Here is a 19,262-nt window from a genome sequence, read left to right on the forward strand (position 1 = left end):
ATCCCTCACTCCCTGCCGCCCCGATTACCACCAAATAATCGTGACAAATGCCAGCACGGTGATAAACGCGACAAATATTCCCGAATACAGAAATAATGACGGCGCTTCATGCCCTTTTTGGCTCATATGCATAAAATAAAACAGCTGAAAAATGACTTGGATGACTGCAAGCAGGATGAGAAACGGCATTGTAAACCAGCTCGCGATGCCATCGGCCGCCACCGTCAGAAACGCGACAAGCGTAAGGCCGATCATTAAACCGAAGGACATGATTTGATATTTCATCTCCTCGGCATTTTTCTTTTTCCGGTATTCAAGATCCGTACTGACAGTCCCTCTGTTTTTTTTATCGTCCATCGTTATCCCACCATCCCCATTAAATATACAACGGTAAAGATAAAGACCCACACGACATCGATAAAATGCCAATATAAACTGGCAACATAATATTTTGGCGCATTATAAAGGCTGAGCCCTCTTTTTGCATTTCGGATCATAAGTGTGCTGATCCATAAAAGGCCGAACGCCACGTGGGCTCCGTGTGTTCCGACAAGCGTGTAAAACGCTGAACCGAGCGCAGAGCTTGTGATGGTGAATCCGAATTCATGAGTGTAATGTGTAAACTCATAAATTTCTACGCCTAAAAATCCCGCCCCCAATAAGATGGTAATCAGAAGCCACAGCTGCATTTTTCCGAACGAGAAATTTTTCATATGATACATCGCGTACACACTTGTTAAGCTGCTCGTTAACAGCAGCATCGTAGCAATAAACACAATCGGAAGCTCAAACATCTCAGCGGTGGACGGCCCCCCGGCTTTCGACTGCCTTAAGGCGAGAAATGTCGCAAAAAGCGAGGCAAACAAAACGGTTTCCCCGCCGAGAAAAAGCCAAAATCCTAAAAACTTATTTTTCCCCTCCAGCGTTTCTTTTTCAGGAGAAGCCGGAAAGGTTTCAGCCGTCATTTTTTCCTGAAGCTGCATTACGCCTTCACCCCTTTATCATCATTCGGCAAATCTTCTTTATGAATATGATAGCCGTAATCATCAATTACAGAGCGCAGCAGCATGGAAAAGAACGTAATGCCAAGCCCTATAAAGATGACGGGAAGCCCCCAAGAATGGTCGGAGCGATACAAAAGACCGAATGCTGCGACAAATAGCCCAAAAGAAATGATGAGCGGCAAAATGGAACCGTTCGGCATATGAATGTCTTCTACAGGCTCTGCGGGTGCCATCCCCTGATTTCCGGCCTGCTTTTCGATCCAAAGCGGATCAAGCCCTCTTACAAATGGCAGCTGCTTAAAATTGTATTCAGGCGGCGGTGAAGATACGGCCCATTCAAGTGTACGCCCGTCAAGCCATGGGTCACTTCCGACGTATTTGCCTTTTACAGAGGTATAAATGATATTGACTACCAATAAAACAGCCGCACCGGCCATAAAAAATGCACCGATTGAACTGATGAGGTTGCCCGTATCAAGACCCTGGTCAGGAAGAAACGTGTAAACACGCCGCGGCATTCCCATCAATCCGAGAAAATGCTGGATGAAGAAAGTTAAGTGAAAACCGATAAAAAATAAGATGAACGAGATCTTTCCCATCGTTTCGTTAAGCACCTTACCGAACATCTTCGGCCACCAGAAGTGCACACCGGCAAGGATGCCGAACACAACACCGCCGATAATGACATAATGGAAATGGGCAACGACAAAGTACGTATCATGGAACTGGTAATCGGCCGCGGCCGCAGCCAGCATGACACCCGTCACCCCGCCGAGAACGAAAGAAGGGATAAATGCCACCGCGTACAGCATAGGGGTCGTAAACTTGACGTTTCCTCCCCAGATCGTCAGGAGCCAGTTAAAAATTTTAATACCCGTCGGCACCGCAATTGCCATCGTAGCAACAGAAAAAATCGCGTTGGCAATCGGTCCGAGTCCTGTCGTGAACATGTGGTGCACCCATACCATAAATCCGAGGAAGCCGATCAGCACAATCGCAAAGACCATTGAGGAATATCCGAACAGCCGTTTTCTCGCAAATACGGGAATCACTTCTGAAAAAATCCCGAAAGCAGGAAGGATTAAAATATATACTTCCGGGTGCCCGAAAATCCAAAACAAGTGTTCCCAAATAATCGTATTTCCTCCGAGCTCAGGATTAAAGAAATTCGTTCCGAACAAACGGTCCAGCATCATCAGCGCCAAGCCGACCGTGAGCGGAGGAAAAGCAAATAAGATGAGTGCCGACGCCACAAATGTCGTCCACGTAAACAGCGGCATTCTCATATAGGACAAACCGGGCGCCCTCATATTAATAATGGTTGCCAAGAAGTTAATCCCGGCAATCAATGTCCCTAACCCCGATATTTGCAGACCAAGCACGAAGAAATCAATGCCATGCCCTTTTGAATGCAGCGCAAGTGACGCATAAGATGTCCAGCCGGCGTCAGGGGCGCCGCCTAAAAACCAGCTCAGATTCAGAAAAATCCCCCCGAAGAAAAACAGCCAGAAGCCGAGCGCGTTCAAAAATGGAAATGAGACATCACGGGCTCCGATCTGAAGCGGCACGACGGCGTTCATCAGTCCGAATAAAAGCGGCATAGCCGCAAGGAAAATCATTGTCGTTCCGTGCATCGTCATAATTTCATTAAATTGCTGCGAACTGACGAAATGGTTGTCAGGCCTTAAGAGCTGAATCCTGATAAGCATCGCCTCAAGCCCGCCGACTACGAAGAAAAATCCCCCGGCGATCATGTATAGAATCGCGATTTTTTTATGGTCAACCGTCGTCAAATAATCCCAAAGCAAAGAGCCTCTTTTCCGCTTTTCTGTAAGCGTATTCAACATTTGCGACCTCCCCCCAAATATCTCCCTGTCCTCACTTGCTTTCCGCTTTTAACCCTTTTAAATATTCATACAGCGCATCCGTTTCAGAATCTGTCAGCTTCGGATACGAGCCTGTCATTTTGTTTCCCGGCTTAATGCTCTCCGGATCTTTCAGCCAAGCCTTCACATTTTTTTTATTCGAATCCTTGATCCCGGCTACTTTGAGCCGTTCGCCGAAGGTTGCCAGGTTCGGAGCCGTTCTCGCCGCTTCTGCCCGTTTATCATTAGGCTCAACCGCATGGCAGCTCAGGCAGTTTTTCTCCTTAAACAGCTCTTCGCCTTGTGCGGCTAAATCAGAATTCGTCTTATGCTTATAATTTTTCATCGCTTTCGTCCAGTTTTTAAATTCTTTTGACGAAAGCGGCTTCACTTTAAAATCCATCAGCGCGTGTGAAGGCCCGCACAGCTCCGCGCATTTGCCGAAGAAATACTCTCCCGCTTCTTTGCTTCGCTTCGAATCAAAGGTTAAAAAGAAGGTATTGTCATTATCCGTATTCGTATCAATTTTCCCGCCCGCTGACGGAATCCAGAAGGAGTGCTTTACATCTGATGACTTCAGTTTGAAATAGACACGCTCATCCGTCGGAACGATTAGCTCCTGGCTCGTCACAATTCCGTAATCCGGATATTCAAATTCCCACCAATATAAATTAGCCCTGACATTCACAACGAGCGCATCTTCCGCTTTACGGTTTTTCTTATCCATCGGCGATGTATCCGCGAGCGCCAGTGTGTCGATTACAACCGGAATGACAAGAACAATCAAAAGCAAGATGGGAATGACCGTCCATGTGATTTCTAAAAAGCGGTTCCCCTCGACCTGTTTCGGTATCGTGTCTTCCCCTACACGCGACCGTCTGAACCTTACAATGACATAAAAGAAGATAACGGCCACGACCGCCACGACTACAACCATAATAAGTGTGCTGAGCACGGTCAGATCATACTGTTTATCAGCCACCTCGCCGGCAGGCTTGAGTGTGGACAGAAACGGTTTTCCACAGCCGCTCAACAAAAGCGGCACTAAGGCTAATAATGAAAAAAGACGCCAACGCTTTAACATTTCACCCAACCCCTTTTTTGATCAGTACAAGATGAACTTCAACGGAATGTTCACAAGCAGATAAACTGCTTCCAACTGAAATGCTTCATTTCCTCATTTCTTAAAATATGAGATTTTTTACTTAAAATTCCATCTATGTATAAAAGCAAAGCCGCCTGATTAAACAAAAGGTCAAGGCGGCGTTTACTAGTTGTCATCGTTTGTTTTGAAGCGATCAAACAAGGTCGTTATTCAATTTTAAAATAGAGTAAAGACCACCATTGCAACAAAATAAATGGTCATGTAATTAAGTGAATAGACAAACATAAGAGTTGCCCACTTCATGATGTTTTTCATCCGGAAACCCATCAGTCCGAGAACGAGCCATCCGACGTTTAACAAAGTGCCGAGAATGACAATCGGAAGACCGAGACTTCCGAGAAAAAACGGAAGCGGCAATAGGCATGCGACCCAGACGATAATCTGTCTTTTCGTCACTTCAAAGCCATGCACAACCGGCAGCATCGGAATATTTGCGGCTCTGTAATCTTCTGTTTTTTTAATCGCCAGCGATAAAAAGTGTGGAATCTGCCAAATGAATAAAATCATGAACAATACCCACGCGACAACCCCGATATGCCCATCAACTGCCGCCCAGCCGATTAACGGAGGCACGGCGCCTGAGACACTGCCGACAACCGTATTAATCGTATAGCGGCGTTTCGTCCACATTGTATAAAGAACAACGTACGTAAATACGCCGATAAAACCGATCACTGCTGCCATCACGGTGGTCATTAAAAGCATGATAAGTCCTAAAGCAACGAGTAAAATCCCTGACCACAGCGCTTGATTCGGCTGAATCTTTCCGGTAACCGTCGGCCTTACTTTCGTGCGCTCCATTAAATGATCGATATCCCGGTCGTAATAGTTGTTAATGGCACAGGAACCGGCGATGATCAAAGAAGAACCGATTAATGTAAGAAGCACGGTGTTTAAATTGCCTAAAAAGCTTAGACCGGATATATGTAACGCAAGCCACATTCCGGTAAAAGTCGTAATTAAATTTGAATTGACGATTCCTATTTTAATAAGAGAAAGGAAATCCTTCCATGCCGTCGTCTCTTCAATCTGCCCGTCTATAGCTGTATCGTTTAAAATTCTGGAATTAGCCATAACGTAAACCTCCCTTACAAACCTAAAACAGGTTTTTTAAGACCTGCAACTCTATCATACAAGATAATTCCTTGTAAAAAAACATCCTCTTAAATATTAAACGAGAAACAGGAATTTATTTGTGAACTTTTTATGAATTTTACCAAATTCGCCGATTTTGAGTAAAGCGGTTACTTTATTTCTATCAGACCCATGTGGAATAATCAACCCCATAATATAAGAAGTCCTGATTCTATTATATTTTTGTGAACAAACAGAATTGAGAATTGCCACAAAACACATATTCGCTTACACTTGGTACGTATATAAATTTGTTCAGTTTGTTAAGAAGGTGAATGTATAATGAATAAAGCATTAAAAGCACTAGGTGTGCTGACGACATTTGTCATGCTCGTCGTCCTGATAGGCGGGGCCCTCGTCACAAAAACGGGGTCGGGTCTCGGCTGCGGAAGGCAGTGGCCGTTATGTAACGGCCGGTTTTTCCCGGAACTGAACGCCGCGTCGATCATTGAATGGAGCCACAGGCTCGCAAGCGGTGTATCCATCGTTCTCGTCCTGAGTCTCGCTTTTTGGGCGTGGAGAAAAGTCACGCCGGTTTTCCGTGAGACAACCTTTCTCGCCATTATGTCCATTATCTTTTTATTTTTACAGGCGCTCCTCGGCGCATTGGCGGTTGTTTTCGGCTCAAACGCGCTGATTATGGCGCTTCATTTCGGCATATCGCTGATTTCTTTCGCTTCCGTTTTGATTTTAACGCTGCTCATATTTGAAGCTGATAAATCAGTCAGAAAGCTCGTCAAACCGCTTCGTATCGGCAAGAAAATGCAGGTGCATATGATCGGGCTTTTGATTTACACATATGTCGTCGTTTATACGGGCGCTTATGTGCGCCATACCAGTTCAAGCCTGGCCTGTCCGAATGTTCCGCTTTGCAGCAGGCTGAACCACGGGCTTCCTGTCCGCTTCCAGGAATGGGTGCAGATGGGCCACCGGACGGCGGCGCTCTTGTTATTTGTATGGATCATTATCGCAGCCGTGCACGCTGTTCGTTCTTACAAAGATCAAAAACAGATTCTCTGGGGCTGGATGGCGGCACTCGCCTTCGTTTTATTGCAGGCGATATCAGGGATCATGGTCGTTTATTCCGAAATGGCGACCGGTTTCGCGCTTGCCCATTCGCTCTTTATCGCCGGATTGTTCGGCGTCTTATGTTATTTCCTATTATTAATCGCCCGTTTCCGCTATGAATCTAAACAGCAGAACGGCTGATGCAAAAAAGGCCAAAGCTCAGCAGCTTCGGCCTTTTTTTGAACAAAAACTCCCCTTCACCTATACCTTCCGATCTTTTTATAAAAAAAGCCGGACCATGGCGTTGCATGCTCCGGCTTTTCATCAATTACGCTTTTTCAATCTCAATCAGTAAATCGCCTGTTTGAATCGGTTCGCCATTTTTCACATGAATCTGCTGAATTGTTCCAGAGAATGGCGCCTGCACAGTCGTCTCCATTTTCATCGCTTCATTGATCATTAAATGATCGCCTTTATTCACCTTCGCGCCGGTTTCCGTTAACAATTTAATAACGGTCCCTGGCATTGAGGCGGCGATATGGCTCGGGTTTGTCCGATCGGCCTTTAATTTTTCCTGTACGGATGATTTGATGCTTTCATCTTTAATGACAACCTCACGCGGCTGGCCGTTCAATTCGAAATAAACGACACGCGTTGCATCAGGCTGCGGCTCTCCGATAGACACAAGCTTCACGATCAGCGTTTTTCCGCGCTCGATTTCAACTTCAATTTCTTCGCCGAGCGTCATGCCATAGAAGAAGGTCGGCGTGTCCAAAACGGAAATGTCCCCGTAATGTTCAGCTGTTTTGACATATTCAGTGAACACTTTCGGATAAAGTGCATACGCAATAGCATCTTGATCACTCAATTCCAGCTGATGGGTTTCCTTCCATTCTTCTTTAATGCCGTCGAATGATACCGGCTCAAGCAGTTCACCCGGTCTTACCGTAATCGGCGTTTGCCCTTTAAGAATCAGTTTTTGCAGTTTTTCCGGAAATCCGCCGTGCGGCTGGCCGATCTGCCCTTTAAACAGCTCGACAACTGAATCCGGAAAATCAAGCGTTTCGCCTTTATCATAAATATCTTGTTCTGTTAAATTATTTTGCACCATGTAAAGCGCCATATCTCCGACAACTTTAGAAGACGGCGTTACTTTGACGACATCGCCAAACATGCGGTTGACGACGCTGTACATGTCTTTTACTTCATTCCAGCGTTCGCCAAGGCCGACGCCTTTGGCCTGCTGCTGAAGGTTGCTGTACTGTCCGCCAGGCATTTCATGGTTGTAAATTTCAGTATGAGGAGACTTCATGCCGCTTTCAAACTCACTGTAATAATGGCGTACGGATTCCCAATACTGTGACAGTCTTTCAACATTCTGCACATTCATCTCGGGACGGCGGCTGTTTCCTTCCAGCGCATAATAAAATCCGCTTGCGCTCGGCTGGGATGTCAAACCTGCCATCGAGCTGACAGCAACATCAACAATATCCACACCCGCTTCAACAGCTTTAGCATACAGATAGATGCCGTTGCCGCTCGTATCATGCGTATGCAGATGGACAGGAATATCAATCGCTTCCTTAAGTGCTGACACAAGCTCATATGCAGCTTGAGGCTTAAGCAAACCGGCCATGTCCTTAATGCCGAGAATATGCGCGCCGGAAGCTTCAAGCTCCTTCGCCATTGAGAGGTAATAATTCAGATCATATTTCGTCCGGTTCTTATCAAGAATATCCCCTGTATAACAAATCGCAGCCTCCGCCACTTTGCCTGTTTCACGAACGGCATCAATGGCCAGCGTCATGCCTTTCACCCAGTTTAAGCTGTCAAATACCCGGAATACATCAATTCCCGATTCAGCTGACTGCTTCACAAATTCCTTGATGACATTGTCTGGATAGTTTGTATAGCCGACGGCGTTCGAAGAGCGGAGCAGCATTTGAAACAAAGTGTTCGGCACTTCTTTCCGGAGATCCTCCAGGCGCTTCCAAGGATCTTCTTTTAAGAAGCGGTATGCTACATCGAATGTCGCGCCTCCCCACATCTCAAGGCTGAACAGCTCAGGCCATAATGCAGCCGTAGGATTTGCGATTCTCTTCAAATCATTTGTTCTGATTCTAGTCGCCAATAATGACTGATGGGCATCCCTGAAAGTCGTATCAGTTAAAAGAACGGACTTTTGCTCTTTTACCCAGTCCGCAAGCCCCTCTGCGCCTCTTTCATCAAGTATCTGCTTTGTTCCGTTCACAGGCTTTTCTCCGAGACCTAACGTAACGAGCTGCGGTTTATCAAATGCAGGTTTTTCTTTTTTCCCAATACCCGGAAAACCGTTTACCGTCACATTTCCGATATAGTTGAGCATTTTCGTCCCGCGGTCCTTCTGTTTAGGGAATATGAACAATTCAGGCGTTGTGTCGATAAACGATGTATCATACCGCCCCGTCAGAAATTTATCATGTTTTGCCACGTTTTCAAGGAACGGAATATTGGTTTTAATGCCCCTGATTCTGAATTCCTGCAGGTTGCGGACCATTTTCGCCGCAGCTTGATCAAACGTTAAAGCCCATGTCGACAGCTTAACGAGGAGGGAATCATAATAAGGCGTAATGACAGCGCCCTGGAAGCTGTTTCCCGTGTCAAGACGGACACCGAACCCTCCGCCGGATCGGTATGCCATAATTTTACCCGTGTCAGGCATAAAATCATTCAGCGGATCTTCTGTGGTCACGCGCGATTGAATGGCATAACCGTTTGTGACGATATCTTTCTGCTGAGGGATATTGACAGCCCGGCTGTGCAGGCGGTGCCCCTGTGCGACAAGGATCTGCGTCTGCACAATATCAACGCCCGTAATCATCTCCGTAATGGTATGCTCCACTTGTACGCGTGGATTTACTTCGATAAAGAAAAATTCATTATCCGCGACGAGAAACTCAACTGTTCCGGCATTGATATAGCCGACATTTTTCGCAAGCGCGACGGCCGCCTCACAAATCTCGTCCCTTAATTCGGTCTGCAATGAAACACTCGGCGCGACTTCAATGACCTTTTGGTGGCGTCTTTGGACGGAACAGTCTCTTTCATACAGATGAACGACATTGCCTTCTTTATCTCCGATTACTTGCACTTCAATATGCTTCGGATTTTCGATCAGTTTTTCAACATACACTTCGTCGTTTCCGAAAGCGGCTTTCGCCTCAGATTTGGCGCGTTCAAACGAATCTTTCAATTCACTTTCGCTTCTGACGATTCTCATGCCCCGGCCGCCGCCGCCAAGTGACGCTTTAATGATAAACGGATATCCGTGAACTTTTGCAAATTGTTCGACATCTTTAAGCGTTTCAGCCGGCCCGTCACTTCCGGGAATGACTGGGATGCCGGCTTTTTCAGCCTGCTCGCGGGCCTTCACCTTGTCACCAAACATATCTAAATGCTCTGAAGTCGGCCCGATAAATACGATGCCTTCTTCTTCGCAGCGTCTCGCAAATTGGATATTTTCAGATAAGAATCCGTAGCCCGGATGAATGGCATCCACGCTGTTTCTTTTAGCGATTTCAATAATTCCTTCAATATCAAGATACGCATCAATCGGTTTTTTGCCTTCTCCGACAATATATGCTTCATCCGCTTTGTAGCGATGATAGGAACCGGAATCTTCTTTTGAATAAACGGCTACCGTTCTGATGTTCAACTCTGTGCACGCCCGGAAAATCCGGATCGCGATTTCTCCCCTGTTTGCTACTAACACTTTTTGGATGGACTGTTGTGACAAACTTCTCTCCCCCTTGGCCTAAATAAATATGTACTTTATAATAAAGGAATATCCTCCCCGTGTATACATTTGTTTTTTACAGATACACAGTTTTTTCCGCCTGTCTTCTTTGGCTTCCCTTCGGCAGAACAGGTTCCCTCTTTTTCTTTTTTTCTGAGTACTTCACATGCATACTTACATTCACTAAAATCCCCGCGCTCGTTAATAATAAGAGCAATGATGACCCTCCGTAACTGATAAACGGAAGCGGAACTCCGGTGATCGGAATTAAACCGCTCACACCGCCGAGATTAATAAAAGATTGGATAGCAATCATGCTTGAAATTCCAATTGCCAAAAGGCTTCCGAACGGATCTTCACATTTCCTGGCAATATAAAACCCTTTTAACACGACAAAACCGAGTAATAGGATAACAAACAAGACACCGAAAATGCCTAGTTCTTCTGAAATGACTGCCATAATAAAGTCAGTATGTGATTCAGGCAGGTATCCGTATTTTTGAATACTTTCACCTAGGCCGAGTCCGAAAAATCCGCCTGAGCCGATCGCATAATACGAGTTTACAATTTGCAGGCCGGACGTGCTCGCATATTTGAATGGGTTTTCAAGGCTTTCAAACCGGCTTAAACGCCCCGGTGTTAATATGCTGTCCCAATTCAAATAAATAAGCGGGCTGACAAGAAGCAAGACGATTCCCGCCATCACGACAAGCCTGAGCAGTGTTTTGCCGCTGAAGCCCGAGCAAAGAATGACGCAGAGCGCAATTAAACCGATAATCATCGCGGTTCCGAAGTCAGGCTGGATGGCAATAAGCGCGCAAACGACAACGGTAACGATCACCGGAGGCGCAATCCCCGTTAAAAGCTGGTCAATATAGCTTTGTTTTTTTGCATAAACAGCCGCAAGATACAAAATAAGCGTCAGCTTTACAAATTCCCCCGGCTGAATGGCCATTCCGCCTATTTTAAACCAGCTTTGCGCGTTTCCGGCAACATGTCCGAAAACAAACAGCGCGCACAGCGCAGCCAATGAGGCGAGCAATATAAATTTTTGAATTTTTTGGTGGGCCAGCACTTTGTAAGGAAATACGGCCATGATGATAAACAAAACGCTCCCTGCAATGAAAGCAAACAGCTGCCGTTTAAAGAAATAATCACTGCTCACCCCATAGCGCGAAACAGCGGTAATCATACTTGAGCTGTATACCATCAACAGTCCGAAACTGCACAGCAAAATGATAGCGCATATCAATGAATAATCGTAAGATTTTAACATTCTTTTAAACATAACATCCTCTTTCCTGCTTAAAGCTTACGTTTAATACTTATTGCGTATTATATTTTACTATAATTCATATACAATTTACGCAGTTTCTTTATAGTTTTTCGGATGAAATGCAGATTAAGAGACCGTCTCTTGAAAAAAAGGTGTAAAAAAACGTTTACGGTTATAAAAAAACCCAAACCGTTGAAAAGTTTGAGTTTGATCATTTATTTTCCTGTAAACGCGTCATGCAAAGCGGACAGTTCTCTTTCCAATCTGTCCAGCAGTTCTTTTCCGTCGTTTTCATCAACTAATCCCAGGCGGACAGCAAAATCGATTTCCCTCGACAGTCCGAACATCTGAGTATCCAAAACCTCTTCATAAAGAGGACATTGAGGCATCGTTAAGTTATCCATTTGTACTCGGATCAGCTTCAAAATCTTCTCAGCATCTAGCTTCAACAGCTCAAATGCTTTCTGCTGATGGTCAACTATAATCTCTGAAGCCAAAAGTATCCCTCCGTTCCCCAGGCGAGTACCTAATTCTTCTATTTATCATAAAGGGTATCAGCTGAAATTGCAAGAGGATTTAAGCTGATGTTATGATAAAAAAATGTTTTAAAAAATACTCAGCCTGTATATCTCAGACATGATTTCCAGAAGCTTCACACCCGCTATACTGTTGCCTTTTTCGTCCAGCGCCGGGCCGAAAATCCCGATGCCGAAGTTATAAGGCGAAATACCCATGATCCCCCCTGATACGCCGCTTTTCGCCGGGATGCCGACTTTGATCGCAAACTCTCCGCTCGCATTGTACATGCCGCATGTCACCATAAAGGTTTTACAAATTCTTGCGACATCTTTTGAGATGACCTGCTCTCCCGTCTCCGGATGCTTTCCGTCAAGTGCGAATACGCAGCCGATTTTGGCTAAATCCAGGCTGGTCATCTCAATTGCACATTGCTTCGTATACAGGTCCATCACCTCTTCAACATCGCCTTCGAAAATATCATATTGCTTCATGTAATAGCACATCGCGCGATTAATCATCGAGGAGCGGAATTCTGATTCTGCTACGTGCTTGCAGTATGTAATATCAGGATTGTTCGCAAGCCTTCTGATAAATCCGAGCAAATAATCCAGACTTTCTTTCGCAGACTGTCCCTTAATTAAACTTGTGACCACAAGGGCGCCCGCATTAATCATCGGATTTAAAGGCTTGCTCGGATTCACGGTCTCAAGCTTAATAATGGAATTAAACGGGTCTCCCGTCGGCTCCTGCCCCACATAGCTGAATACCTTTTCTTTCCCGTAATCCATTAATACAAGCGCAAGAGTAAGCACCTTCGAAATACTCTGCAGCGTAAATGTTTGATCATCATCGCCTGCCGACAGACATGTATTTTCCGCATGATAAATTGTGACGGAAAGGCTGTTTTTCTCCGATTCAGCCAAAGCCGGAATGTAGTCGGCGACCATGCCTTTCTCGGTCATTTTTTTCGCTTCCTGAACTAACGCCTCCAGCTCCCGGTTATGCCGGCACACCATCTCGATCATCCTCACTTCGCTGCCTTCTTTACATCTAATTTGTGACGCAAAGTGACAATTCATGCGAAAACTTTTATACTTTAGATAAAAGGGGGGCTTCACCATGAGCGTTATTCAAGTTAAAGGAAATGTAACATACCCAATTACAATTGACCCGAGTGTCTGGATTTTTGATGACCGCAAGTTTCCGTTTGAGAAACAGCAGCCCGTTCATCCAGACGGCACGGCTGAAACGGATGAACATACGATTGATACAGAGCGTGTGATCAGAGAAGGGCGCATTTCGCCGCCGACATTAAAAAGCGAAAAACGCTTTGAAAAGGAAAAGCTGATGAACGGCAGTTTCGCAATGAAGCTGGGCGCGGTTTTATTAAACGCGGAACCGAAAGAAAGCGCTGTCCGATGCGTCTTTATTTCAGACTCAAAGAGAACCGCCGTACCGCTGGAAAAGGCGCTTGAAAGCATCGCTCATTTCAGCGAAGCGGGCAAGCCGCTCCAAGACGGCGGTCCCATCCATATTTATGTGGACGAAAACTTTGATGAGCCGATAACCGGCGTAAAAGAAATCGAAGTCCTATAGCAAATCGGCTGCCAGCTGGGCAAGGCCGGACCTTTCGCCTTTCACAAGCTTGACGCTGCCTGAAACGGTTTGTCCTTTAAACCGTTCCACAACATAAGCAAGTCCGTTATTTAAACTGTCTAAATATGGGTGATCTATTTGCTCCGGATCGCCCATCAGGACAATTTTGCTGCCCTCACCGACCCTTGTCAAAAGCGTTTTCACCTCATGCCTCGTCAGATTTTGCGCCTCATCAATAATAATAAATTGATCCGGAATGCTTCTTCCCCGGATGTATGTCAGCGCCTCGACCTGAATCGAACCGATACCGGCCAAAATCGCTTCAAGCTCACCCGGCTTTTTCGCATTGAACAAAAATTCAAGATTATCGAATATCGGCTGCATCCAAGGCTTAAGCTTTTCCTCTTTTTCACCCGGCAAATATCCAATATCCTTCCCTACCGGAACGATCGGCCGTGCGACGATCAGCTTTTTATAAATACCTAAATCCTCCGTTTGTAAAAGCCCCGCAGCGAGGGCGAGCAGAGTTTTCCCGGTTCCCGCTTTACCTATTAATGTAACAAGCGGAATATCTTCCCGCAGCAAGAGTTCAATCGCCATTGTCTGCTGGACGTTTCTCGGTCTGATCCCCCACACATGTTCATCATCGAAGACAAGTCTTTTTACGGCTTCTCCCTTTTTATCAGCAATGCCGACCGCAGACGAAGAGCCCCCCAATTCATCCTTCATCAGCACAAATTGATTTGGGTAAAACTGATGCTGAGGCAGCTCTTGCACGGTGATTTGTTTGTTTTTGTAAAACGATGTGAACAGCTCTTTATTCATGTATACATCTTTGTATCCGCTGTAGACTGCATCATGATCAACGACTCTGTCGTTTAAAAAATCCTCAGCCAAAAGCCCGATGGCATCCGCCTTCACTCTGACAAGCACATCTTTGCTGACCAGGATGACGAGGCGCCCGTTTTCCTTTGTTTCTTCTTCAAGGCTTAAATTTTTTGCCACCGCCAGAATACGGTTGTCATTTGTTTTTTCAATAAAAATTTCTTGGAGCTGATGAAATGATCGGTGGTTCAGTTCAATTCTGATCGTTCCTCCGCTTTCAAGCGGAACTTTTTCATGCAGCCTTCCTTTTTGCCTGAGTCCGTCTATCAGCTTAGATACGTGCCTCGCATTCCTTCCGACCTCGTCCATATACCGCTTTTTTGAATCGACCTCTTCGAGCACAACGGCAGGGATGACAACTTCGTGTTCTTCAAAGGAAAAAATGGCGTTAGGATCCTGCAATAGTACATTCGTATCTAACACATAAATTTTACTCAAGTCTCAGCCTCCTGATATAAGGATCAAAGCCCAGCATATGCTTCTCTTCAGTTGAAAAACGGAGATGCCTGCTAAAATATATGTTTTGGTGAATAAAGATAGAAGGTTAATTCAACAATAAAATAAATGAAAGCATTAAAGGAGGGAATCTGTCAGTGCGAATTCTTTTCATTATCATACAAGCTCTTTTCATTTTGACAGGCTGCAACGCTGTACAGGACGGGCGGGACCGCGCCGCTCAAAATGAATCAGCCAATCAGCAGGAAACAAAACCGATTCATGTCAAAAATACGGCTTCTGATACAAATAACAATCCAGGCCGGACAGACATCGCCAGACATCTTGTTGAGGTAACGGAAAAAATCCCCGGTATAACAGACGCGACTGCGGTTGTTCTCGGACGGTATTCCGTTGTCGGAATCGATGTTGAGGATAATTTAGAAAGAAGCAAAGTGGAAACCATTAAATATACCGTGGCCCAAGCATTAAAAAATGATCCTTACGGCGCAAATGCCGTTGTGGTCGCCGATCCTGATACAGTCGCCCGATTAAAAGGAATGGGCAAGGATATTAAGGCTGGCCGCCCTGTCTCAGGCATTTTGGATGAACTCGCCGCCATTGTCGGCCGGGTGCTGCCGGAAGTGCCAAACAATGTGACGGACAATGAGAAAGAATCACCGACAAAATCAAATAATGATCAGCTTAACCAAAAGGACCAAAACAAGTTACAGCAAGAACAGAACGATCAATCGGATCATCATATGAAAAACCGGCAGTAAGAAACAACGCCCTGCACATATGCCGGGCGTTGTTTTCTTTTCTTCTTCTTATTTTGGCCCCCGGCGGATCCGTGTTATAATGCTTGTCATAGTGAAAGAGGTGAAAAAATCAATGAGAGTAAAATGTTCCATTTGCGACAAACTTGAACAAATTGATGATGAAACACTGACAGCCAAACGCCTCCGCAACCGCCCGATTCATACATATATGTGCCGGGAATGCCATGATCGAATCAAAATCAAGACAGAGGCGCGGCTGAAAACCGGACATTTCTCCTTTCATCCCGGACAAAAAGCGAAAAAAGATAAAGTGAAAAAATAGATCGAAATAAAAATGACCCCGCCGGGAGGCAAGGTCATTTTTTTATTGCGGTTTAGCTGACTGTCCTTTTTTTGACTGGTGCAGTCGGATTTTGTAGATTATCAAAATCAAGGCGGCGACAACCAAGCCCTCCCCTACCGGCAAAAAGACACCGAAAAAGGTCAGCACAGTGCAGCCGAGCACAAGAAAAAGATAAACGGCCGCAGCCTTTAAAACCGGCAGCCGTTTGGCAAAGCCCAGTTTAAACACAATCACCGAAAGCACAACTATCGTTCCGTATAACAGCCACATCCCCGTCAGCGGATGCTGATCCACTTGATAAAGAGCTGCAAAGAACGACAGCCGTTCGCTCACTTCATTCAAAAAGATTCCCTCCCCTTTTACGTTCGGGTTCTATCTTTTCAAATTCTGCAAGTGATTAAGACATTCCTGCTGTTTTTTTCTTTTTCGCCGCTTTTTCACGTTCGTTTTTGTTCAGGATTTTCTTTCTTAAACGGATGGATTCCGGCGTTACTTCACAGTATTCATCGTCGTTTAAGTACTCCAGCGATTCTTCAAGCGACATGATGCGCGCTTTTTTAATCGTTGTCGTTTGGTCCTTCGTCGCAGAACGGACGTTAGTCTGCTGTTTCATTTTGCTGACATTCACCACGAGGTCATTGTCGCGGTTATGCTCGCCGACGATCATTCCTTCATAAACCTCTGTGCCCGGTTCAACGAAAATCACGCCGCGGTCTTCAATACCTTGAATTCCGTAAGATGTCGCTTTTCCGTTTTCCATAGACACGAGCACACCTTGGCGGCGTCCCCCGACTTGGCCTTTTTGCATCGGCTGATAGCTGTCAAACGTGTGGTTAAGGATACCGAAACCGCGCGTCAGTGACAAAAATTCAGTAGAGTAGCCGATAAGACCGCGTGAAGGAACGGTAAAGATCAGGCGCACTTGGCCGTTTCCGTTATTAATCATATCGAGCATTTCGCCTTTTCTGGCACCCATTGATTCCATGACAGAACCAGTGTGCTCTTCTGGCACGTCGATTTGAACGCGTTCAACCGGCTCACAAGTTACCCCGTCGATTTCTCTAATGATAACCTCAGGTTTAGACACCTGAAGCTCATAGCCCTCACGGCGCATGTTTTCAATCAAAATGGATAAGTGAAGCTCACCGCGGCCTGAAACGACCCACGCGTCAGGTGATGCTGTCGGCTCGACACGCAGACTGACGTCAGTTTGAAGCTGCGCGTTCAGACGCTCTTCAATTTTTCGGGCTGTAACAAATTTACCTTCCCGTCCCGCAAACGGACTGTTGTTGACGACAAACGTCATTTGAAGGGTAGGCTCATCAATGCGCAGAACAGGCAGCGGCTCATGATGGTCAGCCGGACAAACCGTTTCCCCTACGTTGATGTCTTCCATACCGGAAACCGCCACGAGGTCTCCCGCTTTCGCTTCTTCAATTTCCACGCGTTTCAGCCCTTGGAAGCCGAAAATTTTCGTTACGCGGAAAGATTTCACCGTTCCGTCAAGCTTCATCAAGGAGACTTGCTGGCCGACTTTCATCGTGCCGCGGAAAACACGTCCGATACCGATACGGCCGACGTAATCGTTGTAATCAAGCAAAGCCACTTGGAATTGAAGAGGCTCGTCAGCATTGTCAACCGGCGCAGGCACATGCTCAAGAATCGTTTCATACAGAGATTCCATGTTTTCGTCCTGCTTTTTCGGGTCAAGGCTTGCCGTTCCGTTAATGGCGGAAGCGTATACTACAGGGAATTCAAGCTGTTCTTCGTTTGCGTCAAGTTCGATGAACAAATCAAGAACTTCATCGATCACTTCTTCAGGACGCGCGAAATCACGGTCGATTTTGTTAACGACAACAACCGGATTTAAGTTTTGCTCAAGAGCTTTCTTCAGCACGAAGCGGGTTTGCGGCATGCAGCCTTCGTATGCGTCAACGACTAAAAGAACGCCGTCAACCATTTTCATAATCCGCTCTACCTCTCCTCCGAAATCTGCGTGTCCCGGAGTATCCAAAATATTAATACGTGTATCTTTATAGTTAATCGCAGTATTTTTCGCAAGAATTGTAATACCGCGTTCACGTTCAAGATCGTTTGAATCCATTGCGCGTTCAGCAATATTTTCGTTGGCACGGAATGTTCCGGCTTGGTGAAGCAATTGGTCTACCAAAGTCGTTTTCCCATGGTCAACGTGGGCAATAATCGCGATGTTGCGAAGATCGGTTCGAAGTTTCACATTTTCATCTCCTAAAAAAATTAGATAACTTTCATATTATACCACACATCCTCTTTAAAAGCGTTACGTTTTTCTGTAAACTGAAGGTATGACGTTAAAGGGGATGGAAATATGAAAAAATTCAATTGGCTTTTATTATTATTTGCATTCGCAGCTGTTTTCAGCATGATGCTGATCGGCGTATCTATCGCAGAAAAAAGCGCCTGGGGCATCATCGGAAGCCTTGTTCTCGTTACCGTTATGATGGGAAGCGGTTTCACTTTAAAGAAAAAAATGCGTGAACGAGGACTGCTTGATTAAAAGCATGACCAATCCTGAAATCCCGTAAACACAAAAAGCGCTTGTAAAGCCTGAATAAAAGATTCAGGCTTTTTTTGCGTCTCCATGATGCAAAAATGTTCTGATTATTAAGGCTTACCTCCCCCGTCAGCTAGTCAGGAAGCCGTGAAAAACGGAACTTGCCGTAGTTACATCAGCAGAGACAGTCAAACGGTGCACCTTGAAATAGTCCGGCAAAGTCATGCAGGAAATACCATAAAACCTATTTCAATCCCAAATCTCTCTCCCTATACTTGTGACTGTAAGCAAATACACATGACAGGGAGAGAACGAAATGAAAACACCTTTTTTCAAGAAAACCGCATTAACAGCCGCCGTAACTGCCTCAGCCGCCTTGCTTGCATTCAGCCCGCTCGATTCTGCCGGAGCAAAAACGCTGAATCCAGATGAAACACATTTCCTGCAATCAGCCGCACAAAAAAATCCTGAAGATCTTACAAAGCTGCTTAACATCCTTAATCAATCGATTGACGAAAAAGACGGCGTCTATTATTTTGACAGCGAAAAAGCAGCCGAATTGGGAATGGACAAAGAAGAAGCACAGCTCATTCAAAAATTGTGGGACAGTTCAACCGAATTTTTAAGCGTTCTTTCTCAATGTATTGAGAAAGAAGACGGCGAATATACCTTTAATAAAGAAAAAGCAGTTGAACTCGGCTTTACGGAAAAAGAAGCCCTTTTCGTTGATCAGCTGTTTACCGCCTTCTCACAAAGCCTACAGCTCCTTCAAACTGTGATCGTCAAGGAAGACGGCGCCTATGTGTTTGATAAAGAACTCGCCGTGAAAGCAGGCATCGGCAAAGAACAGGCGCAGTTATATGCCGGCTTTTTCAATTCACTGCCTCAAGAAGTGCTGGAAAGCATTTATACAGGCCTTCATCCAGCTGCATAAATGGAAAG

General features: G+C 45.5%; 18 protein-coding genes. 6 read left to right on the top strand and 12 right to left on the bottom strand.

The genetic code is table 11. The features are described 5' to 3' along the window. Positions 1-24: 24 nt before the first annotated feature. From ctaF to cyoE, 5 genes are all read right to left on the bottom strand, one after another. Complete coding sequence (ctaF, locus tag J7E26_RS05865; protein ID WP_061520406.1) at positions 25-357, bottom strand: cytochrome c oxidase subunit IVB; 333 nt, start codon at positions 355-357, stop codon at positions 25-27. A 2-nt stretch (positions 358-359) separates the two neighbouring features. Further along, positions 360-983 carry a cytochrome c oxidase subunit III gene (ctaE, locus tag J7E26_RS05870; protein ID WP_061520405.1) on the bottom strand — a complete coding sequence of 208 codons (624 nt, stop codon included), beginning with the start codon at positions 981-983 and terminating at the stop codon, positions 360-362. Then, positions 983-2,851, bottom strand: coding sequence for a cytochrome c oxidase subunit I (gene ctaD / locus J7E26_RS05875; protein ID WP_214813194.1), 1,869 nt, complete (start codon positions 2,849-2,851; stop codon positions 983-985). The genes ctaE and ctaD overlap by 1 nt, the downstream gene beginning before the upstream one ends. Positions 2,852-2,882: 31 nt before the next feature. After that, a complete protein-coding gene (coxB, locus tag J7E26_RS05880) occupies positions 2,883-3,953 on the bottom strand; it encodes a cytochrome c oxidase subunit II (RefSeq protein WP_214799519.1) in 1,071 nt (356 codons plus the stop codon). Positions 3,954-4,190: 237 nt separating this feature from the next. Continuing rightward, on the bottom strand, positions 4,191-5,108 hold the full coding sequence (gene cyoE / locus J7E26_RS05885) for a heme o synthase (RefSeq protein ID WP_214799521.1): 918 nt from the start codon (positions 5,106-5,108) through the stop codon (positions 4,191-4,193). A 342-nt stretch (positions 5,109-5,450) separates the two neighbouring features. Here cyoE and ctaA point away from each other — a divergent pair, with 342 nt between their 5' ends. Then, a complete protein-coding gene (gene ctaA, locus J7E26_RS05890) occupies positions 5,451-6,377 on the top strand; it encodes a COX15/CtaA family protein (protein ID WP_214799523.1) in 927 nt (308 codons plus the stop codon). A 127-nt stretch (positions 6,378-6,504) separates the two neighbouring features. On the opposite strand, the gene pyc is transcribed toward ctaA, so the two are convergent. From pyc to glsA, 4 genes are all read right to left on the bottom strand, one after another. Beyond that, positions 6,505-9,951, bottom strand: a complete 3,447-nt coding sequence (pyc, locus tag J7E26_RS05895) for a pyruvate carboxylase (RefSeq protein ID WP_214799525.1) — start codon at positions 9,949-9,951, stop codon at positions 6,505-6,507. A 76-nt stretch (positions 9,952-10,027) separates the two neighbouring features. Next, on the bottom strand, positions 10,028-11,239 hold the full coding sequence (locus tag J7E26_RS05900; protein WP_214799527.1) for an FtsW/RodA/SpoVE family cell cycle protein: 1,212 nt from the start codon (positions 11,237-11,239) through the stop codon (positions 10,028-10,030). 203 nt (positions 11,240-11,442) lie between these two features. After that, the gene (locus J7E26_RS05905) at positions 11,443-11,724 is read right to left on the bottom strand and encodes an Fpa/YlaN family protein (RefSeq protein WP_003154494.1); all 282 of its coding nucleotides are present in this window, start codon (positions 11,722-11,724) and stop codon (positions 11,443-11,445) included. A 108-nt stretch (positions 11,725-11,832) separates the two neighbouring features. Beyond that, positions 11,833-12,762, bottom strand: a complete 930-nt coding sequence (glsA, locus tag J7E26_RS05910) for a glutaminase A (RefSeq protein WP_214799919.1) — start codon at positions 12,760-12,762, stop codon at positions 11,833-11,835. A gap of 103 nt (positions 12,763-12,865) precedes the next feature. Between glsA and J7E26_RS05915 the strand changes: the two genes are divergently transcribed. Further along, on the top strand, positions 12,866-13,342 hold the full coding sequence (locus J7E26_RS05915) for a peptidyl-prolyl cis-trans isomerase (protein ID WP_214799529.1): 477 nt from the start codon (positions 12,866-12,868) through the stop codon (positions 13,340-13,342). Here J7E26_RS05915 and J7E26_RS05920 read toward each other — a convergent pair. Next, positions 13,337-14,665 carry a PhoH family protein gene (locus J7E26_RS05920; RefSeq protein WP_214799531.1) on the bottom strand — a complete coding sequence of 443 codons (1,329 nt, stop codon included), beginning with the start codon at positions 14,663-14,665 and terminating at the stop codon, positions 13,337-13,339. The genes J7E26_RS05915 and J7E26_RS05920 overlap by 6 nt on opposite strands. A 155-nt stretch (positions 14,666-14,820) precedes the next feature. Here J7E26_RS05920 and J7E26_RS05925 point away from each other — a divergent pair, with 155 nt between their 5' ends. Beyond that, positions 14,821-15,444: a YhcN/YlaJ family sporulation lipoprotein gene (locus J7E26_RS05925; protein ID WP_214799533.1), complete on the top strand. Its 624-nt coding sequence runs from the start codon at positions 14,821-14,823 to the stop codon at positions 15,442-15,444. A 112-nt stretch (positions 15,445-15,556) separates the two neighbouring features. Further along, a complete protein-coding gene (locus J7E26_RS05930; RefSeq protein WP_214799534.1) occupies positions 15,557-15,766 on the top strand; it encodes a YlaI family protein in 210 nt (69 codons plus the stop codon). A 42-nt stretch (positions 15,767-15,808) separates the two neighbouring features. On the opposite strand, the gene J7E26_RS05935 is transcribed toward J7E26_RS05930, so the two are convergent. Continuing rightward, the gene (locus tag J7E26_RS05935; protein ID WP_061520393.1) at positions 15,809-16,129 is read right to left on the bottom strand and encodes a YlaH-like family protein; all 321 of its coding nucleotides are present in this window, start codon (positions 16,127-16,129) and stop codon (positions 15,809-15,811) included. A gap of 55 nt (positions 16,130-16,184) precedes the next feature. Continuing rightward, the gene (gene typA / locus J7E26_RS05940) at positions 16,185-18,023 is read right to left on the bottom strand and encodes a translational GTPase TypA (RefSeq protein ID WP_061520392.1); all 1,839 of its coding nucleotides are present in this window, start codon (positions 18,021-18,023) and stop codon (positions 16,185-16,187) included. Between the two features lie 111 nt (positions 18,024-18,134). Between typA and J7E26_RS05945 the strand changes: the two genes are divergently transcribed. Continuing rightward, entirely contained in the window at positions 18,135-18,323 is a 189-nt protein-coding gene (locus J7E26_RS05945; RefSeq protein ID WP_214799536.1) for a YlaF family protein, read from the top strand. A gap of 313 nt (positions 18,324-18,636) precedes the next feature. Next, complete coding sequence (locus J7E26_RS05950) at positions 18,637-19,254, top strand: hypothetical protein (protein WP_214799538.1); 618 nt, start codon at positions 18,637-18,639, stop codon at positions 19,252-19,254. Positions 19,255-19,262: the final 8 nt, after the last annotated feature.

This window comes from Bacillus sp. ISL-51 (assembly GCF_018613535.1).
In the GTDB taxonomy this organism is placed as follows: Bacteria; Bacillota; Bacilli; order Bacillales; family Bacillaceae; genus Bacillus.

Excerpts from the sequence above, each read along its gene's own strand:
- ctaF (WP_061520406.1), bottom strand. The coding sequence starts at position 357 with ATGGACGATAAAAAAAACAGAGGGACTGTCAGTACGGATCTTGAATAC.
- ctaE (WP_061520405.1), bottom strand. The coding sequence starts at position 983 with ATGCAGCTTCAGGAAAAAATGACGGCTGAAACCTTTCCGGCTTCTCCT.
- ctaD (WP_214813194.1), bottom strand. The coding sequence starts at position 2,851 with ATGTTGAATACGCTTACAGAAAAGCGGAAAAGAGGCTCTTTGCTTTGG.
- coxB (WP_214799519.1), bottom strand. The coding sequence starts at position 3,953 with ATGTTAAAGCGTTGGCGTCTTTTTTCATTATTAGCCTTAGTGCCGCTT.
- cyoE (WP_214799521.1), bottom strand. The coding sequence starts at position 5,108 with ATGGCTAATTCCAGAATTTTAAACGATACAGCTATAGACGGGCAGATT.
- ctaA (WP_214799523.1), top strand. The coding sequence starts at position 5,451 with ATGAATAAAGCATTAAAAGCACTAGGTGTGCTGACGACATTTGTCATG.
- J7E26_RS05900 (WP_214799527.1), bottom strand. The coding sequence starts at position 11,239 with ATGTTTAAAAGAATGTTAAAATCTTACGATTATTCATTGATATGCGCT.
- glsA (WP_214799919.1), bottom strand. The coding sequence starts at position 12,762 with ATGGTGTGCCGGCATAACCGGGAGCTGGAGGCGTTAGTTCAGGAAGCG.
- J7E26_RS05915 (WP_214799529.1), top strand. The coding sequence starts at position 12,866 with ATGAGCGTTATTCAAGTTAAAGGAAATGTAACATACCCAATTACAATT.
- J7E26_RS05930 (WP_214799534.1), top strand. The coding sequence starts at position 15,557 with ATGAGAGTAAAATGTTCCATTTGCGACAAACTTGAACAAATTGATGAT.
- J7E26_RS05945 (WP_214799536.1), top strand. The coding sequence starts at position 18,135 with ATGAAAAAATTCAATTGGCTTTTATTATTATTTGCATTCGCAGCTGTT.
- J7E26_RS05950 (WP_214799538.1), top strand. The coding sequence starts at position 18,637 with ATGAAAACACCTTTTTTCAAGAAAACCGCATTAACAGCCGCCGTAACT.